Source organism: Niallia yueguangensis (assembly GCF_052663115.1).
Genome location: NZ_JBQTCX010000016.1, coordinates 1 through 19,297, shown reverse-complemented (window position 1 = coordinate 19,297; position 19,297 = coordinate 1). Strand labels below are relative to the sequence as shown.

Here is a 19,297-nt window from a genome sequence, read left to right as displayed (position 1 = left end):
CATCCCGCCTAAAATTGTCTAATTTCCTCTTTGTATTTTTCGTCATTCTGATTACTTTCTTCACAATAAACTAAATTAACCTATGCTCCCATTAACAATGATTTTCCCATTTATTAAAGTAATAACTTATGCCATCCCTTATAAGACATTACTTTAGCATCCTTTGAATTTGATTTTCTGCTTACTCTATTCTCCAACTGAGAGACAGGAACACTAAATGTATATTACTCGTTTCTCAAGGAGACCCCTTCTATTTAACCACTACCTCAAACTCCCGCAAGAACTCCAATACACCTTCAATATCAATCCTCTTCTCCATATGCATCTTCCTCTGCAATTCTTCATTCAAATAAACAGAGAACTTAGAAGTAAATTCTTCATCTGCAAAGGTATATGTAATTAGCTCATCTCGCTGCCATTCTTTGTTCTTCATTTGCATGAGGGTAGAAGCTATATCTTTTTTAGTTGCGAACGTTATTCTTCCTATCCCATCAATTGTTTCGACGTCTACACCAAAATACCGGAGCATCCATACCAATGTTTGCGAAATAATTGTTCCTGTATATGTTTCAAATAAATAAGATTGTCTATCTCTCCATATCACTCGTTGCTTGGGAGTAATGTTCGCAAACTGGTATTTTTTTCGGATATCGGCTAGTGCTATGTTTGCTGCTTCATTTGCGTAGGGAAATAGATTCTCTGAGCAAAGAATCTCCATCATTTTTTCGCCGATTCGTTTATGGATGGCTCTTCCTCCACCTTGATAGACTGGCTTTTTCCCATCAACTGCTTTGGTTACATATATTTTATTTCTTTCGTCGTCGATATCTTTGATCTTCCAGAGCTTACCTGCCAGAATCAAGTTGTCCCCTATGTTATAAAAGCCGCTTTTATCTACCTTTCCGATTTTTTTGATCCCTTCTAGCACTTCGTATTCTTCGGCTGTTTGAAAAACGGAATAAAAATCTTGGCTTCGCAGTATTCTTTCTCCCTCTATGCCAACGATTAATTCATGGGAACCCTTGATTAGCTCTAAATAATCTTTTTCAATCATATGATTTATTAACTTTTGTATCTCAATCGTATCGTAATCCATAAAGATATGGTTCTTTTCTAGTGTTTCTAATATATCTGTATACATCAATCCGTTATGTTCTTGGCAAATCGAAATAATTTGCTGAAAAAGGACATCATATGCGGCTTCATACCCTGTTGCCGGTTCAATCCATTTTTCTTTTGCCAACTCCATTACAGCTAGTGATTGCAGCAAGCTATCATCATTTGTTGTATAAAGCTGGAGCATATGGTCAGAATCTGCATTTCTTCCTGATCTACCTAATCGTTGTTTTAAGGAAGAGACAGTAAAAGTGCTGTCCTCTTGAATGACAATATCTATATCACCAATGTCGATTCCTAATTCAAGAGAGCTAGTGGCTACAACACTCTTTGGCAATCTTGTATCGGACATCGTTTTCTCTACATATTCTCTTTCTTTTTTATCAATGGAAGAATGATGGGCAAGATAAGTTTCCCCTACTCCCTCTCTTGCTGCTAATTTATTTAATTGAACCGTTGTTTCTTCGACCGCTCCTCTGCTGTTGCAAAAAATAATCGCTTTATATTCTCTTGTTAATAACCGCATATCTTCAAATAATTCTACCGTTTTTTTGCCGCTTTCATCTGCTGGAAAATGCATCAGGCTATACTGCATTCCTTTATCATTTCCTTCAGCTTTCACTATTTCTACATTATTTGGATTTTTCGCATTGACCCATTTTTTTACTAAATCAAAATTATCAATCGTTGCCGATAAACCGATTATGCGTGGAGCCGTTTCTGTATACTGTTCCATTCTGGATAATAAGGAACGTAGGTGAACCCCTCTTTCCGTATCAATAAAAGAATGAATTTCATCAATTACGATAAAACTTATTTGTTTAAAAATCTGTTTTATTTGATTTGTCCTATTCACAAATAAGCTTTCGATTGATTCTGGCGTAATTTGCAAAATGCCACTTGGACTTTTGATGATTTTTTTCTTTTTATGTGCATCTACATCTCCATGCCAGCGATGAATCGCAATGTCGCAGTATTCACATAATTTTTCAATCCGATTAAATTGGTTGTTTATTAACGCTTTTAATGGAGAAATATACATAACCTTTATATGATGCTCTGCTTCTTTTTCTACCAAAGAAAGGATTGGTAAAAAAGCTGCTTCCGTTTTTCCAGAAGCAGTTCCTGAGGATACAATCACATCATCATTTGTATTCATAATAACTGGGATGGTTTGATCTTGAATGGGAGTTAAATTTGTCCATTTCATACTCCATATTTTCTTTTGCATCGAAGGAGATAATTGTTCAAAAGCACTCATTCCACATCACCCCTCCAGTCTAGAAAAACGGGATTGAATCGATGCAGAGGAAGACTCCTCCCGCTCTTTTTTACCAAAAATAGTACTTCGATCATAGTCTGGATTTTGATAAAGAATCGTTAAGGCTCCTAAAAAGGAACGAATAATATCCCCTGCAGTTAAATATTGAGCAGCTCCTGGCCGGTCGTATTCCTGCTGCATAAACACCATCATTTCTTCATCTGTTATTGTACTGTTATATCCATAATGAATGCTGTGAATGTCCCGTAATTTTAATAGAAGCACATATGTTTCTTCCATTTTTAATGGTGTCAATGTAATCACTGGCTGTGAATAATCTCTGTACTCCTCTGTTTCATAACGATTAGCTTCGAGACGTCTTTTTAACGCTCCATAACTAAACAACCCTCTTCTTTCATCCTCTAAAAACTCCGGTGTACCTCCAAAGGTAATATACAGCCCTTCTACTGAACCTTGTAATGTATCATTGTATATTTTTAATATCGTTTCATAGTTTTTTTCTCTCGTTTGCAGATGCGTAATTTTATATAAATTAATTGCTTCATCAAAATTCACAACGAGACCTGAATAGCCAATCTGCTTCACAAACTGGGACATTACTTTTATATAATGGTAGTAGTTTTGATCGTGAATAATATCGCGAACGCCTAAATCTTGGCGTGCTTCTGTTTTTGTTCGGTATTCTCCTCTTAGCCAACGTAATGCTTTCCGCTGCAGCTCATTATTGCCTTCCACAAAGCCCCGAAAGTAAAGCGTTAGAATACGGGCAAAATCATAGCCTCCTGTTAACTCATCCATTTTAACGATAACAGCCGTCATTTCTTGTTCCACATCCTGGACGAATTGAGGATTCTCAAATTGAACGGATGGATAGCCTTTTTTTGTCACGATATTTGCTTGGATTTCACTAATCCACTTATCTAGGATTGTTTCCAATGCACCACCCTCTGGCATGGTAGCAATCGATAAATTTCTCATTAATTCTGTATAAAGAGCAACCGCCTTTTCTTCATTTCCATACAATCTTCTTTCCGGCGTAAAATCAGCCTTTGCAACAACAAATTTCTCTTCAAAGGCGATTTGCTCAATCATTGCTTGAATAAAGCTTTTTCCGCTTCCAAAAGCACCGATAAAAAATTTAATCATCGAAGCACCATTTTTCACATTATGTAAATCTTTTAAAATTTGCTCTGCTTCTTTTGTCCGGCCAACCATAATATATTGTAGTCCACGGCTTGGAACAACTCCCCCAGATAATGCATTTAAAATAGCAGTAGAATCTCTTTTTTTAATATTCATTCACTGAATTCTCCTTTACTTTTACTACTATTTGTTCAAATTCTTCATAAACAACCAATTCGTCCCCTTGAACCTCTATCAAATTATCTTCTAAAAATTCATTCGCTTTTTCATTTAAAGAAGATAAAAACATGCCAAGCATCATTCCTCTTTGTTTCGTGAATACTTTTGCATCTTCCTGTAATAGCTTCCCGTTTTTAAACAACTGTAGAAATTCTTTTTCCATCGTAGAAAGCTCCGTTATAAAATCAGGATCTAAGCTAGATCTATAATTGGTCTGCATGCTTATATGCATTTGATTAATAGTGTTTCCCATTATAGATGAGAATGACTGGGAACGATCTTCTCTATATGTACTTGCTCGTTCTTCAAAGATATTTTGCAATCTTGTGCTTTGTTGATTTAATTCTTTAATTCTATTTGTATCTAAATTCAGACTGAATTTAGACTCTCTTTCAACTTCTTTTTGTTCTGGCTTAGGAGGAATTTTGCTGCCTTTATTTGTAGCCTCCTTCTCTTGAACTACTTGGAACCTGTTAATCGGTGAAGAAGAGTGCTGATATTTATTTAACATCATGTGTTTCATATCAGGCGGCAATACCTCGAGCTCCACTTTAATTTCTTTTGATTCGCCATTTAATTTTCGAGCAATATTTTCAGAAAGTCGGAAAATATTAGTTACTTCTTTATATAAATTCTCGGTTTCTTTATACTGTTGGTAATACACATGAATAGGATTTACTTCTCTCCCAATTACTGCACTAGTAAACAGGTTTCTTACATCCCTTGTTTGTTTTCTTTCAAACCAGTAATCTTCTAATTCTCTGCCACTGCTTTGAACATGCTCTTCTATTAAATGCATATTTTCTTTGAAGATTTTATACACTTTGTTTTTATGTGCCTGAAAAAAAATCGTTTCCCGGTAATTGCGAATATACGGCTTCCAAGCAGGAATCGTTATTTGTTCAAGGGAATGTTTATTATATTTAATTTTCCCATAAAGATTTGGCACTTTTGTTGTTTGCTGATCCCATTCTTTGGCTAAATCTATTTCTTCTAATTCATACAGCATATCGGCAATCCATCGTGGTAAACAGTTTTCTAGTTTTTCATACATGTCTATATAATGTTCATAAAGACGTATCAGCATTTTTATATTAAAAGAAGCACTTTGATGATAGGTGTAATTAATTAATTCATAGGCAAAAAGAAAAATATAGCTTAAATCTACTTCCATGTAATTTCCTTTTGCCGCTTCTTCTCTCCAAAATAAATACCATTTTAATTGATTAGGATTTAACTCATTAAAAGTTGCCCAATAGGTTTGAAAAGGTATTTCTTTACATGGCGATCCCTTTACATTTGCATATTTAATGGAATCTTCCATAAATTTCGAATGAGAAGAATACACTTCATAGGAAAAAAAGGAATTACTTCCTGCTTTTTTCGGCATTTTTAACTTTTCAATCATCACTAGAATTTCTCTTGGTGTTTGCAAATGGTCATATTTATCCAGATTATTTGTCTCGAACGGCAGCTCTTCTATCTCTTCTTGTTCTTCTACTATAGGCTGTTCTTCCGCTACCTCTATGCCAAAATCCTCACATAATGCGGCTAGTCCACCAAAAAAGCCACTGCCAACCGCATGAAATTTCCATTGTCCATTATGGCGATAGAGAGAACCTAAAACAATAGCACTTTCTTTATCTAAAGAAAAATCCAAAGGAAATTGAAAGAATGGCCGCTGACTTAATCCGTCATATGCACCTATTATCATTTGCGAAACATCACGGAAATAATGGTTTCTTTCTTCCGATTGATAGACCGTTAAACAAAAAGAAATGGTATGTATATCGTTGGGTACTTGCTGCAGGTGAATGTCTAGTTGTTGATTCGTTGTTTGAGAGGAGGATTGTCGCATCGATACAGATTGGCACTTTGATACATCATTTCCGTAGAAAACAAAATCTTCTTCTCTTAATACTTTCCCATTTTCTCCAAGCATAAAAGCAGAAGCATCCAATTCTACTCCGTTCGACCCATTCCAGCTAACATCTATTATTAATTTATTTAGATAAGGATTCGTTTTCGTAATATCCACTTTTTGTCCTTTTATTAGATTTGCAACCATTATGTACACTCCTCAATTATTTTTTCTTTATCGTAATAAATTCATTTTCTTGAAAATGTGGATTGCTTATTCGATGTCTATCCTGTATATATTAGTCTAAGTTTGGATCTGTATAATAAATAAAGCAGACTTTTTGTCCTCTTGTCATAAAAGTCCTGTATGTACTACAGATTATTTCATCTGCTAGTTTTTGCTGCTTTGATAGTTCGTGCATATATTATTTACTTATTCATCATGAAACAAACCTCCCAAAAATTCTGATTTCGTAGCTTCGTAGACTATCATTTTGATCATTCCTTAACGTTTGCTGTTAGTTCTATTATTAACTATTTTTGGCAGGATGACTAGGGTAATTACTTAAAACCCACACCATTTTACAGTAAATTTTAACTAACTAAAGGTAAAATTATCAATATTATTTGTTACAATAGAACCACAAATATGGTAAAGGATGAAATAAACAAAAGGTAAAAAGGAATATTTGCCCTCGCTGTGGAAGTCAATTAATAGTAAGAAAAGGAAAAAATGGGGCATTTACTGGATGCAGTGGGTTTCCGAAGTGCCGATTTACGAAGGCTGTTTAGAATTCCCGTTTCAAAATAAATACTAGAAGTTAATGAATAAGGAGGCAAATTAAATTGTTATCATTCATACGGAAATTCAGTTTATTCATCATAACCACACTGTTAATACTGTCGTTAATCGGATGCAATAACGACAGTACTAAATTAGATGGAAAAGTGATTGAAAGTGCTACTATTACAAAAATTGGTGAAGATACGAACGATACTAAATTATCACAAATATCTTATAAACAAGAAGATAAAGTCGAACTACAAACATTTGTTAATGCGATTAATAAAGCGAAAAAAGTTAGCGGCATTGTCAATGTTGCCGCACCTGACTATCTTCTCACCATCGCATTTGAAGATAACGAGATTTTTACATATTCATTATGGCTAAATTCTGATTCTGGCTCGATTATGAATGATAAAGACACAAATACCCTTTACACATTGCCTAATAATCTTATCGAAGACTTAAATAAATATGTAACCGAGTAGAAGGACGTAACGCACATAGAGGATCCGTACTAGTATTTAGACTTACCTGGGGTCAGACCCCATTTCTGTATAAAAGTCTTGGTGAACTGTTGTTTCTTCGACAGCTCCTCTGCTGTTGCAAAAGATAATCGCTTTATATTCTCTTGTTAGCAACCGCATATCTTCAAATGGTTCAAACCGTTTTTTGCCGTTGTATTTTCAGGAAAATCATTAGGCTAATCACATTCCTTTACCATTTAATAAAAGAATGAATTTCATCAATAACAATAAAATCCTCAGTAGCATCAGTGGTTCCCTCAACATGCCAAAAAAAACAGCCAATGTATTTCGATGAAAATCAAAACACATTGACTATTTCGTCATTTAAACCTATTTACATAAGCATACTTAAAGTAGTTACTTCAATACATCTTCTAACTCTTTATCTTCAATTGTAACGTCTGCTTCTTTTTGAAGCTTTGAAATAGTTGCATCAAGCGGCTGTGCTTTTGCTAATTTTAGTTCCTTTTCAATTTCCGCTTTTTTGTCTTCTAATTTGTTTGTTTTCTTATCTGTTACTTTAATAATATGATAACCATATTGTGTTTTTATTGGGCCACTGATTTGGTTGATTTTAAGTGAAAATGCAGCGGCATCAAATTCAGGGACCATTTTTCCTTTGACAAAGTAGCCAAGGTCGCCGCCATTCGCTTTCGTACCTGTATCGATGGAATAGCCGTTTGCAAGACTGGCAAAGTCTTCTCCTTTATCAAGCTTTACCTTTACTTCCTTCGCAGTTTTTTCGTCTGCGACAAGAATATGACTTGCTTTTATTTCCTCTTTATACTTGTTCTCGAATTCTTTTTTTACATCATTTTCGGAAATTTTCACCCCGTCTATTGCTGCTTTTTCTGCCAACAATTCTTGTTTCACATACTTTTTCAATTCCTTTTCATCCTTGAACCCATTTTGCTTGAGTTGCTGTTTAAAGACCTCCTCACCTCCGGATTGTTTTTTAAAATCTGCTATTTTGTCTTTAATTTCTTGATCTGTCACTTTATATTTTTCTTCAAGAAGCATCATGCTAACCATTTGTTTCAAAACTTGGGAACCAGCCTTATCCTTTAATTCGTTGTAAAATTCCTCTTCCGTTATGTTACCTGCCTTTGATTGAACGATCGTATCTGAGTTGCTAGCGCTACACGCTGAAAGAGAAAGAACTCCAGCTGCTAATCCAAGGGTTGCCAACCATTTTTTCATCTATAAAACACTCCTAATTGTATAATTACATTATTGTTGTTAAACTCTTTTCTTCAGATTAATTTACAGCTTCAAATGAAGAAGGAACTAATATTTCATTAGTCCCCTCTTCAACCTATGCTGATTGTAAATTAACGAATTTGAACTTCTTTTTTCTCATCAGCTGGGATGCTTACATAAAGTACTTTTGTGTTTGCATCATAGAAGTAGGTATTTGTTTTTCCTTGCGTGTCAGCTAATGAACCGACTTCTTGATACTTATTGCGGCCAGCTTTAATTTTTGAAGGTTTTTCTGCATTATTTAATTTCAATGTATACTGCTCAATTTTAGAATCTTTGTAGTTCTTTACTTCTTGTTTTTGTTTGAATGTAATCTTGTTGCGTTTCTTTTCTACTTCAAATTTTGTCACATTGTATTCGCCTCTTGTGTAATCCTCTGTGTTGGCATCGTCTTCATAGAAGCTGTACATTGCTTCATTTTCTAGATACGTGTCGAGCGTCAAGTTCGTAAGCGGTTTTTCACCAGTGTGCTGCTGAACTTCGCGGCGCGGAATAATCGAGTCTTTCTTCACGTAGATTGGAAGAGTTGCAAGATCGGCTTCTTTTTTAATTGTTTGTCCGCCTTCAAACTCCTCGCCTGTCCAATAGTCTACCCATTTTACGCCTGCTGGCAAGTATAAGTCACGGGACGTTGCACCTTGATAGACAATCGGTGCCATCATAAGCGAATCGCCGAACAAAAATTGATCTTGGATATTATGTGTTTTTGCATCCTCTTGGAATTGGTATACAAGCGGCTGCATAATTGGACTTGCCTCTTCATGTGCACGTTGGAACGCGTTATACAGGTAAGGCATCAATTCATAACGCATATTAATGTATTTACGGCTGATGTCCTCTACTTCTTTGCCAAACTGCCATGGCTCTTGTCTTTGCCAAGCTAAACTATGATTAGCGTCTGTCTCCATAGGACTTTTTCCATCATTATTGTAGTGGTCGCGAGAGAATGGATAAAAAGCACCTACCTCAACCCAGCGTGCAAACAATTCTGGTGTAGGGACAGCTCCTATATAAGGATTTTTCGCAAATCCGCCAATATCGTTTCCGACCATTGGGAAACCTGCCAAACCGACATTCATGTCTTGGAAAATCGATGCTCTTAAGAATTCCCATCTGCTCCAGTTATCACCAGTCCATGTAGCTGTTGCGTAACGCTGGGATCCCGCAAATGAGGCACGTGTCAAAATAAACGGACGAGTGTTTGGCTTTAAGGTGTTGAATGCCTCATCTGTAGCTTGTGCCTCAGTATGCGCATAAATGTTATGAGCTTCTTCATGCGTCATTCTTACGCCTTCGTCTGTTTCAAAAACAGTATCTAACGGTAAAGACCAATAGTCTTTCGTACTAAAATTAGCCGGTTCATTCATATCATTCCAAATGCCGTCTACACCTCTATCAAACATCGTTGAGTGCTGCTGAGCCCACCAATCGCGGGTTTTCTGCTGCAAGAAATTCGGGAATACGGATTTCGATGGTACTCCCCAAGGCCAAACTTTACCCAAATAGTCCGTGCCATCAGCATTTTTAACCCAAAGATCTTTCTGCGTTCCATCGGTGTAATAGAAGTATTCCGGTTGGCCAGGATCAGGAACACGAATAGCCGGATCGATGATTGCTGTAGAATGGAAGCCTGAATCGTGCAATCGTTTATGCATTCCATCTGGATCAGGGAATTTGGAGCCCCACATAAAGTCTTTATAGTCGTCCATCCATTCGATATCAAGCATTACACCATCGATTGGAATATTCTTTTCTCGATACATTTTAGCTACTTGCTCCACGTCTTTTTGATGATAGCCCCAAGCCGATTGATGGAAACCCATCGCCCATTCTGGAGGCATTTGCATCTTTCCTGTTAAATCAGTATAACGGTCTACAACGTCTTTGATCTCTGGTCCATTAATGAAATAATATGTCAGTTTTCCACCATCAGCCCAGAAGTAATAGTAATCGTCGCTTTCTTTTGCCATATTATAATAGGAACGATATGTATTATCGAAGAACATTCCGTACGCTTTATCTCCTTTTAAACCAATAAAAAACGGAAAGGATGAAAACGTATATTGTGATGTTGGAGTCTGATCATTTTCTCGGTTAAACACTCGAATGTCCTGGCCTCGATGGTTTAATCCGTCCAATTTCTGACCGAAGCCGTAGAAAGCTTCATCCTTATCCGTTTTCTTAAATATGTATGGCTTTCCGTTTTCGTAGCCAACACCTTGATTACCATCTTCATTAATCACATTTCCGGATTTGTCCAAATATTTGACCGCAAACGGACTCTTCTGAATATCAACGGTTAAGCTCTCTGAAACCAAAAGAATCTTTTGGTTGTCTTCTTTGATTCGGAACTTTGGAGTGTCCCATTTGGTTTTGGCGATGCTCACAGAGTTAAATTCTTTATCGCCTTTATTTAAAATGGATACTTTAGACATATCAGGAGATAACAAGCGGATATAAGCGTCCTGTTGTCCCAAATTCAGTTTAACTCCATTATTAAGCTTTTCCATTCCTTGCACCGTCATTGGCTTTTGCAGATTGCTTTTATCTAGCGGTCTTTCCGGATGCACAAATTGCACATTGCCGTTCTCATCAACCATCTTCCCTTCCCACATTTGGGCTCCGGGTTCATGTACCCACTCTGCAGCCGCTGCTTTAGGAATTAGAGGTGTAATCGTTCCACTTGCAACTACTGAAGCAGCAAGTGCCATAGCGGTATACTTTTTCTTTAATTTCTTCTTTTTTAGTTTCATAAATTTTCCCCTCTCTATTTTGATTTAAAAACGAGCAAGCTCATAAATCTAGATCGATAACACAAAATTGATTTTTTATATTCCCCCACTCTAATGATCTTTACCCAAATGGAACCGGTTCTCTTTTGCTCATCTTCAAAGTAACAATTCTAATAAATTGGAACAATCGGAAAAAACTCCTATGATTCTTTGAACACGCTCTCAAAATTGGAAAAACATATTTTCTACCATCCTTGAATGATGAATAAAACAGCGTAGATATTGACTTCATCTCATATTCTGTTCCTTTTTCTATAGAAAAAGAAACGATTAAATTAACTCAATAAATGAATACTCATAGAAAAAATATAGAGCATGAGCACTAAAGGACTTTATGCTCTACTAGCTGTTACTCTAGAATATCAACCTCTTATTTATTGTTTAATAATTGAAATAGGGCACCAAAAAAATATTTTTCCCTTAAAAAGGAATTAATAGAAAACAAAGGATTTATACAGTTGCTTTTATATAGATCCTTATAGGGTGGGATTTTTTTTTTGTTTTCCATCGAAATAATGCACCTTCCACTGAAATTCAAAATAAGAACATTAAATTAGGCTAAATAGAGAATGATCAATTGTAGTCGAAAATTGTAATATTATTTTAGAAAATGATAACATTTAATAAAAGTAGTGAAATAGCTGATAACTAGTCTTTGATTTCTCGGGAAATAACCGACAAAATAAAACAAACTTCGACTGATGACAAGCATTCACTTTAGCCATCTTTCTCTCTCTCCTTGATCTTCTACCAAAAGCAAGGAATGTGTTTTTTCATTTAAGCCTCCGTGAAATAAACAAAAGCGATGAGAGTGGTTTCTCATCGCTTTTGTTTTGAATCGTATCGGTTGAAATAAATCTATCTAACTACTCAATCCTGTCTATTTTCCAAATCTTTTGCGATATCCGCATTTCCTGCATAGTTCTTCTACTGCCACTCTTCGTGAAAATCCATCTACAAGGTTTTTTGCTCTATCCCCTTCGATAATATCAGAAAATGAGGCATCATTAATATTTCCAAGGTTGATGACTCCCTCTCCATCTAAGCAGCAAGGGATAACTGTTCCGTTTGCTAGTATACCTGCTTGATTTCGAAGGCCATAACAGAAGCCTTTCCCGTCATCCTCTTCTTCATGCAGCGCTGGCCATTGAAACTCGTAATCTTGATTAATGAAGATGCGGTCTGCAATTTTTATGCCGCTTCCTGGTGTGACTTTTTCTTCAATTTTATAGTCTAAATCAAATTCTTTTTCAATAATTTCCAACAATTGTCTGTTTCGTTGTCTTTCCAGATTCGTCGCATTGTCTTGCGTGAGATTCCATAGTCTCAGCGAAACAATCATATCTGATTGACTCGTTGCTTCTTTAATAAAAGAAAGTATACTCCTCACATATCCTTCCTTATCAGTAGAGCCGGCATGGCCATCAAAGCTGTGAAGAGAAAAGTTCATCTGTCTTATTGCAGGTTTATTTAATATTTTTTCCTTCTTTTTATTAATTAATGTTCCATTTGTTGTAATATTAACTTTAAACCCTTTTTCATGACTTAAGTCTAACAATTGGTCTATTTTAGGATGGAGCAGCGGCTCCCCTTTAACATGTAAATAAATGTAGTCTGTATGCGGTTTAATTTGGTCTAATCTCTTAGAAAAATCCTCTACAGAAATAAATTGCTTCTGTCGTTCTGTCGGTGGACAGAAGCTGCATGCGAGATTACATACACTAGTAATCTCTAAGTAAAACTTCTTAAACTTTTTCAACCACAAATCCCTCAATTCTCTCACTACTTAGAACAGGATAAAAATATTGTTCTATCCCTTATTACAGCATACTTTTTCATAAATGGAAACATGCTTATTCAAGGAAAATAATATTACCATTTTCTATTCAGTTGAGGGCAAGCACAATGTCATCAAGCTAAGTTTCAAAAAACTGGAAAATACGTATCTGATTAGGAAGTAAGGGTTTCGGTTCTGTTCTCCGAGGCTTACCGCTCGCTTTCCACGGGGCGAGCGCCGAGCCTCCTCGTCGCTTTGCTCCTGTGGGGTCTCGTCTTTCTCGCTAATCCCGTAGGAGTCGAGCGGACGCCTCTCCAAACAAATTGGGTATTTCTTTTACATAAAGGGTGTCCCATAAATAGAGTTTACAATTTATAGAATCTTAAGTTGATGACATTGGGGACAGGCACTAATTCCAAATAAAAATCACACTTATTTCCATATAGAATCCAACTCCATACATTCTAAATAAGGTACTTTTGTCTCTCCGTTTACAGAGAACAAGATAGCTTTTTTTATCTCATTCTTTGGGTACACTAAACTTGTAATGGCAGCTTCACCATCGTTGGCAAATACCTCTATTGACGATATATCTATAAATAATTGAAGTTTTACTCGATTATGTTTATTTTTTAATGGGGCTTCTTGAACAGTGGAAAATGAATCTGAAAAATCACTTTCTCCCGATTCTGTTCGATCTACAAACAATATATTTTTATGCGTATCATAATAAATAATTGTTTTTTCCTGCTCATTATAATAAAGCTCTATTCCAAATTTACTAGAATTAATACTTTCAAATTCTATATTTAATTCTAGTAATGAATGATTTAAATCAATAGGAAGCGGCTTCGATGAAATCAGAGCATCTTTCACAACATAACTTCTTTCTTTTTTTATCTTTTGAATCTCTGCCACTGGTTTCTGTATAAGGCGAATTCCTTCTTCTGTTGAAACTAGCTGCAGCTCTCTAGGCAGTGTCATGACGCCTCTCCATTTTTCTGTTGGCAAATAGTTAGCATAGCGCCAATTATTCATCCATCCTATATAAATTCTTCTTCCATCGCTGCTCGGTATGTCTGACCAGCTGACGCCTGCATAGTTATCTCTGCCGTAATCCAACCAAAGAATCGTTTCATCTGCATGATCATTTTTAAATGTTTTTCCATCAAAACTGCCAATAAAATATTGAGTTCTCGACCCTTCTTTTTCATTTGGATTATCGCCAATACTGACAATCATCACCCATTTTTCTTTTGCTGGATCTCCATCCACTGATAACTTAAAAAGATCAGGGCATTCCCAAAAAGCAAAATGTGCGCCGGCTGATTTTCCAAACTCACTTGCATACTCCCACTCTTTTAAATTAGGTGACGTATAGAAGGTAACAGTCTGATCTGTTGCTAAAATCATCACCCACTTCTTTGTTTCATCATGCCAAAATACTTTAGGGTCGCGGAAGTCGGTAATGCTTTCATCTGTTAATACAGGATTTCCTACATACTTTTCCCATGTTCTCCCTTTATCCTTGCTATATGCAATGCTTTGTCTTTGGAAAGGGCGGTCTGAACCCGGATACATGCTATGGTTTGTATAAATTGCTACAAGCCCTGGTTCATCTGGAAAAAAACCGGTTGTATTATGCCAATCCACTACTGCACTTCCTGAAAATATCGCTCCATATTCATCGGGATAAAGGGCGATCGGAAGCTCCTCCCACTGGATTAAATCTTTGCTTACAGCGTGCCCCCAGTGCATTGGCCCCCATTTCCTACCTGCCGGATGGTGTTGATAAAACAAATGATACTCTCCCTTAAAATAAACGAGTCCATTTGGGTCATTCAGCCACCACTCTTTTGGGGAATAATGAAATTGAGGTCGGAATTTTTCTGTATATCCTTTTAACATGATAAACACACTCCTTTTTTAAAGATAGGCTCTGTTAAACTTGCCTGTTGATTTCCGCTTCAGGCGTTCGCCTTCCGCGGGCGGTTCGGGAGCCTCCTCGGCGCTGTGCGCCTGTGGGGTCTCCCTCTGACTCGCTTTTCCCGCAGGAGTCTCACGCCTGGAACGAAGATCAACATCGTGCCAAAATTAACAATGAGCTTTAACATAGCCTAAAGATATATTTAATCTCCATAACCAGAGAGCTGCACACTTTATACAGCTCTCTCCTTTTACTTATTGAGCATGAAATCGATCGTATCCACCCTGTTTAATTTTTAACCATTCTTGTAAACCAAGACGGTCCAACTCTTTTAAATAATCATTCCACTCTTCTTCTACTTTGCCATTTGTAATCCATTCAGCACGTTTTCTATTAACAAATGCACTTAAATCTGTTTCAATAGAAGTAAGCTTATCTAATTCTTGTAATGAGAAGAATACTTTCGGATAATTATTATCTGCTTTCATATATGGAACCATCACTTTTTTCATTAAATCTAATCTCCATGCAGCATCATCTGGTTTTGTTGTTACTTTTCCGTAATATTCATCTAGGATTGCCAACGGACCGTTCACACTAGTTTTTTGTCTTAATTCAACTGGTGCAGTTCCTTCCAATGGCAAGTGCTTTAACATGCCTGCTTCTTTATCCAATTCAAAAATATTTTGCTGTTTATCATCACCATATGTTCCCCAGTTGTTCTGTACTGATTGAAGTGGATCATATAATTGGTCGATCCATTTAGCTGTTAGCTCCAAGTTTTTATTCTCAGAAGTAATGACCATTCTTCCGCGGTCAAAGCCCACTCCATTTGTTCTTGCTACGTTTATTTGTCCATCTGGACCTTTTAGCGGACCCATTAAATCGTATTTATCATTCATGCCTGTAATGTTCGCTTTATCCCAAGTAAAGTAAAGGCCGTAGCGGTTGTCTTTTCCTTTTGCAAGATACGTATTCCAGTCTTGGTCGAATGCCTCTACATCAATTAATCCTTCCTTGTATAGCTCATTAAAGAATTTGATTGCTTCGTTGTATCCTTCCTCTGCTGGTGTATAGACAACTTTTCCATCATTTGTGACAACCGTATGATCCCAGTTGTCCCCTAATCCAAATGATCCAAATAAGAATGCTAAATCTTCACCGCCGCCATTGATTCTAAAGGACATTGGAATTTCGTCTGCTTTGCCGTTTCCATTTGGATCTTGTGTTTTAAATGCTTTTAATACTGTTTTTAACTCTTCGGTTGTTTTTGGCATTTTCAGCCCTAATTTATCGAGCCACTCTTTGTTAATCCAAGGGAAGCAGTCAACTGCTTGAATCGCTTCTTTTCCTGTGCCGAGTTCCTCAATCCACGGGAAGGAATAAATATGGCCATCAGGAGCTGTCAGCATTGCTTTATATTCTGGTGCTTCCTCTAATACTTTTTTCAAATTCGGCATATGATCTTCAATTAAATCTTCAACAGGAACAATAACCCCGTCTTTTGCCAATTTTAATAAATCATAGTCTCCGTATCCAGCATCAAATATGGCATCAGGTAGATCTCCACTGGCGATCGCAATATTTCTTTTTTCTACAAACGACTCATTTGTATAGTTTTTCCAATTAATATGGACTCCTGTTTGTTCTTCTAATCTTTTAAAAATTAATTTATCATTAGGATCTTTTGGAGCTAATGGAGAACTTTGTGTCATAAAGTTCAATGTTACTTCTTCTTTTAACGGAAATTCGACATTTGATAGTTTATAGTCATTTGAAGCGCTTTCATTTTTATCTGAACATCCTGCTGTTAACAATACTGATGCAAATGCAGTCAGCATCACTTTATTAAATTTTTTCATAAATAGTGATCTCCCATCTTTTTTTATTGGCTATTCGCTTTTAAACCGCAGCCTGCATACACTTCGTCCGTTTAGCGAGCGTCGAGCCTCCTCGTCGCATACGCTCCTGCGGGGTCTCGTCTTTCTCGCATTCCCACAGGAGTCTACGTGTATGCAGGCTGCTAAGTTTTATATAAAAACAACAAACTTTGAGGAAACAGCCTTTTTATTTAATTGATAGCTGCTTTGAATTTCATAAAAATCCAATAAGCTATTAGTAAATATCATTTATTTTAAAGAACCTACCATTACTCCTTTTTCAAAATATTTCTGGAAGAATGGATACATAACTATTAATGGTAAGCTGGAAATAACAATTGCTGCATATTTAATCATCTCTGAAAGCCTTTTCAATTCTGCCATCGCTAATTGATCGCTAATCATGCCAGGATCTGCTTGGTTTTGAATTAATATGGACCGCAATACAAGCTGCAGCGGCTGTAGATTCGGATCTTCTAAATAAATCATTGCATCAAAGTAAGAATTCCATTGTGCGACAAAAGCATACAACGCTAATACGAATATAATTGGTTTGGAAAGAGGCAGAACAATTTTAAAGAAAATCAGCAAATCATTGGCACCGTCCACTTTCGCAGCTTCATGCAGCTCATATGGAAGTCCTTTGAAATAAGTTTTTGCGAGAATAATATTCCACACATTCACTGCTCCAGGAATAATAATTGCCCAGATTGTATTGAGCATTCCTAAATCTTTTACAATTAAATACGTTGGAACTAGCCCGCCGCTAAAAAACATCGTGATGATGAACATGGTCATGAAAAATCCTTTGCCGACAAAACCATCGATGGATAATGGATATGCAGCAAAGATCGAAACAACCACCGTTACAACTGCAAATCCAACCGAATAGAGAATGGCGTTAAAAAACCCCCGGATCATCGCATCGTTTGACAAGATTAATTTGTATCCTTCTAAGCTCCAATCAGAAGGCTTTATGGAAAGTCCTTTATTGAGCAAGACAGTGGGATCCATAAACGAAGCGATCGTCACATAAACTAATGGAACAAGTACAACGAGTACAGCTAAACATAATAGGATGCTGTTTAAGGTAATAATAAATCGATCAAATCCAGTATGCTTTATATGCATCTTTTTTTCCTCCTTAATACAATCCTTCTCCTTCATTTAGTCTTTTTACAATAGCATTCACGATTATAAGCAAGATGACGTTAATAACAGAGTTGAATAATCCTACAGCAGATGAGAAAGAATAATCTCCTGCCTGCAGCCCGATTTTATATACATAGGTAGGAATAATTTCCGATGTTGGGATGTTCATCGATGTTTGCATTAAATAGGCTTTTTCAAAACCAATTGCCATAATGCTTCCTGCACCTAGGATAAATAGTACTGCCATCAGCGGCTTAAGCGCGGGCAAATCGATATGAATAATACGCTGCAGCAAGCTTGCTCCGTCAATAGTCGCTGCATGATGAAGTTCAGGATCTACATTCGCCAGTGCTGCTACATAAATGATGGAAGACCATCCTGCTGTCTGCCATATTCCAGAAAGAATATAGATGGATCGGAAATATTCCGGCTCTGCCATAAACATGAGCGGCTTTCCTGTAAAATAGCTGATTAAGCTGTTAATTGGTCCTGTTGGCGATAAAAAGATAAACAGCATTCCGACAATAACTACTACCGAAATAAAGTTTGGGGCATACAATACAAGCTGCAAGTTCTTCTTAATAGAAGCTCTACGTACTTGGTTGATCATTAATGCTAGAATAATTGGAATAGGAAAACTAAGAATAAGCCCAAATAAACTTAGTTTCAGTGTACTCATAAAAATGGTTTCAAAGTTTGGGGAGGATAAAAATTTCACAAAATGCTTTAAACCGACCCACTCGCTTCCTGTTATCCCTTTTATTGGACTAAAATCTTTAAATGCAATTATTGCTCCATACATTGGAATATACTTAAATACGATCGTTAAGATTACGGCTGGCGCAATCAGCAGATATAGAAAATAATTATTTCTTATATACGCCAAGTTCTTTTTGAATTTTTTAATCGTTTTTGATTGAGTAGCTGTTTCTTCTTTTGGAATCTCTATTAATGGATCCAACTGCCTCTCCCTCCTATCTTCAAATTAGAAATGATTTTTTAATAGTCCTATGATAAATTGGAATGGCCAATTTCCAATATGCTACACAGTTGGTATTTTGTAAGCGATTACAATTTACTTTAATAAAAAATGCTTGTGTATCATCATATAATTAGACTATTTTTGATAAACTGCTAGCAAGTTTCTTTCTGCTTTAAATATAACAAATTCCAATATTAGAAGATTTCAATATATTTGGTTTCGTTTGTTTAAAATTTTCGGATAAAAAAAGACTCTGTTGATTTCCGCTTCAGGCGTTCGCTTTCCGCGGGCGGTCCGGGAGCCTCCTCGTCGCTTTGCTCCTGTGGGGTCTCCCTTTGACTCGCTTATCCCGCAGGAGTCTCACGCCTTCCGCTCCAATCAACCTAGTACCCAAAATCAACAATAGAATTTGAACACATCCTTATTTTAAAATAGTGGCTCTGTTAAACGATAATGTTGATTTTGGAAAGAAATTTGCGAGACACCAGCGAAAAAACGGGCTGGAAAGACCTTGCAGTGAGGTACGAGCGAGGAGGCATGCCAGTTCGTCCGCGGAAAGTGAGTGATAAGCTTCGGAAAACCCCTTTTATCAGAGA

General features: G+C 36.6%; 12 protein-coding genes. 2 read left to right on the top strand and 10 right to left on the bottom strand.

The genetic code is table 11. The features are described from left to right. Positions 1-250: 250 nt before the first annotated feature. The 3 genes from ACTYA4_RS14795 to ACTYA4_RS14785 are packed head-to-tail and all read right to left on the bottom strand — an operon-like array spanning position 251 to position 5,828. A complete protein-coding gene (locus ACTYA4_RS14795) occupies positions 251-2,377 on the bottom strand; it encodes a DEAD/DEAH box helicase (protein ID WP_443481300.1) in 2,127 nt (708 codons plus the stop codon). 6 nt (positions 2,378-2,383) lie between these two features. Next, positions 2,384-3,697: an ATP-binding protein gene (locus ACTYA4_RS14790; protein WP_443481301.1), complete on the bottom strand. Its 1,314-nt coding sequence runs from the start codon at positions 3,695-3,697 to the stop codon at positions 2,384-2,386. Beyond that, positions 3,687-5,828, bottom strand: a complete 2,142-nt coding sequence (locus tag ACTYA4_RS14785; protein WP_443481302.1) for a TerB N-terminal domain-containing protein — start codon at positions 5,826-5,828, stop codon at positions 3,687-3,689. The genes ACTYA4_RS14790 and ACTYA4_RS14785 overlap by 11 nt, the downstream gene beginning before the upstream one ends. A 479-nt stretch (positions 5,829-6,307) precedes the next feature. Here ACTYA4_RS14785 and ACTYA4_RS14780 point away from each other — a divergent pair, with 479 nt between their 5' ends. Both ACTYA4_RS14780 and ACTYA4_RS14775 read left to right on the top strand, forming a co-directional pair. After that, a complete protein-coding gene (locus tag ACTYA4_RS14780; RefSeq protein ID WP_443481346.1) occupies positions 6,308-6,412 on the top strand; it encodes a topoisomerase DNA-binding C4 zinc finger domain-containing protein in 105 nt (34 codons plus the stop codon). Between the two features lie 54 nt (positions 6,413-6,466). Beyond that, positions 6,467-6,892 carry a YhfM domain-containing protein gene (locus ACTYA4_RS14775; protein WP_443481303.1) on the top strand — a complete coding sequence of 142 codons (426 nt, stop codon included), beginning with the start codon at positions 6,467-6,469 and terminating at the stop codon, positions 6,890-6,892. Between the two features lie 396 nt (positions 6,893-7,288). On the opposite strand, the gene ACTYA4_RS14770 is transcribed toward ACTYA4_RS14775, so the two are convergent. The 7 genes from ACTYA4_RS14770 to ACTYA4_RS14740 all read right to left on the bottom strand — a co-directional run bounded on the left by ACTYA4_RS14770 (position 7,289) and on the right by ACTYA4_RS14740 (position 18,626). Further along, the gene (locus ACTYA4_RS14770; RefSeq protein WP_443481304.1) at positions 7,289-8,131 is read right to left on the bottom strand and encodes a peptidylprolyl isomerase; all 843 of its coding nucleotides are present in this window, start codon (positions 8,129-8,131) and stop codon (positions 7,289-7,291) included. Positions 8,132-8,262: 131 nt separating this feature from the next. After that, complete coding sequence (locus ACTYA4_RS14765; RefSeq protein WP_445505703.1) at positions 8,263-10,806, bottom strand: glycoside hydrolase family 31 protein; 2,544 nt, start codon at positions 10,804-10,806, stop codon at positions 8,263-8,265. Positions 10,807-11,863: 1,057 nt separating this feature from the next. Further along, positions 11,864-12,742, bottom strand: coding sequence for a radical SAM/SPASM domain-containing protein (locus tag ACTYA4_RS14760; protein WP_443481306.1), 879 nt, complete (start codon positions 12,740-12,742; stop codon positions 11,864-11,866). 450 nt (positions 12,743-13,192) lie between these two features. Further along, entirely contained in the window at positions 13,193-14,668 is a 1,476-nt protein-coding gene (locus tag ACTYA4_RS14755; RefSeq protein WP_443481307.1) for a glycoside hydrolase family 32 protein, read from the bottom strand. 273 nt (positions 14,669-14,941) lie between these two features. Further along, entirely contained in the window at positions 14,942-16,549 is a 1,608-nt protein-coding gene (locus tag ACTYA4_RS14750; RefSeq protein ID WP_443481308.1) for an ABC transporter substrate-binding protein, read from the bottom strand. A 267-nt stretch (positions 16,550-16,816) separates the two neighbouring features. Continuing rightward, on the bottom strand, positions 16,817-17,698 hold the full coding sequence (locus ACTYA4_RS14745; RefSeq protein ID WP_443481309.1) for a carbohydrate ABC transporter permease: 882 nt from the start codon (positions 17,696-17,698) through the stop codon (positions 16,817-16,819). Positions 17,699-17,711: 13 nt separating this feature from the next. Next, positions 17,712-18,626, bottom strand: coding sequence for an ABC transporter permease (locus tag ACTYA4_RS14740; RefSeq protein ID WP_443481347.1), 915 nt, complete (start codon positions 18,624-18,626; stop codon positions 17,712-17,714). Between the last annotated feature and the right edge of the window lie 671 nt (positions 18,627-19,297).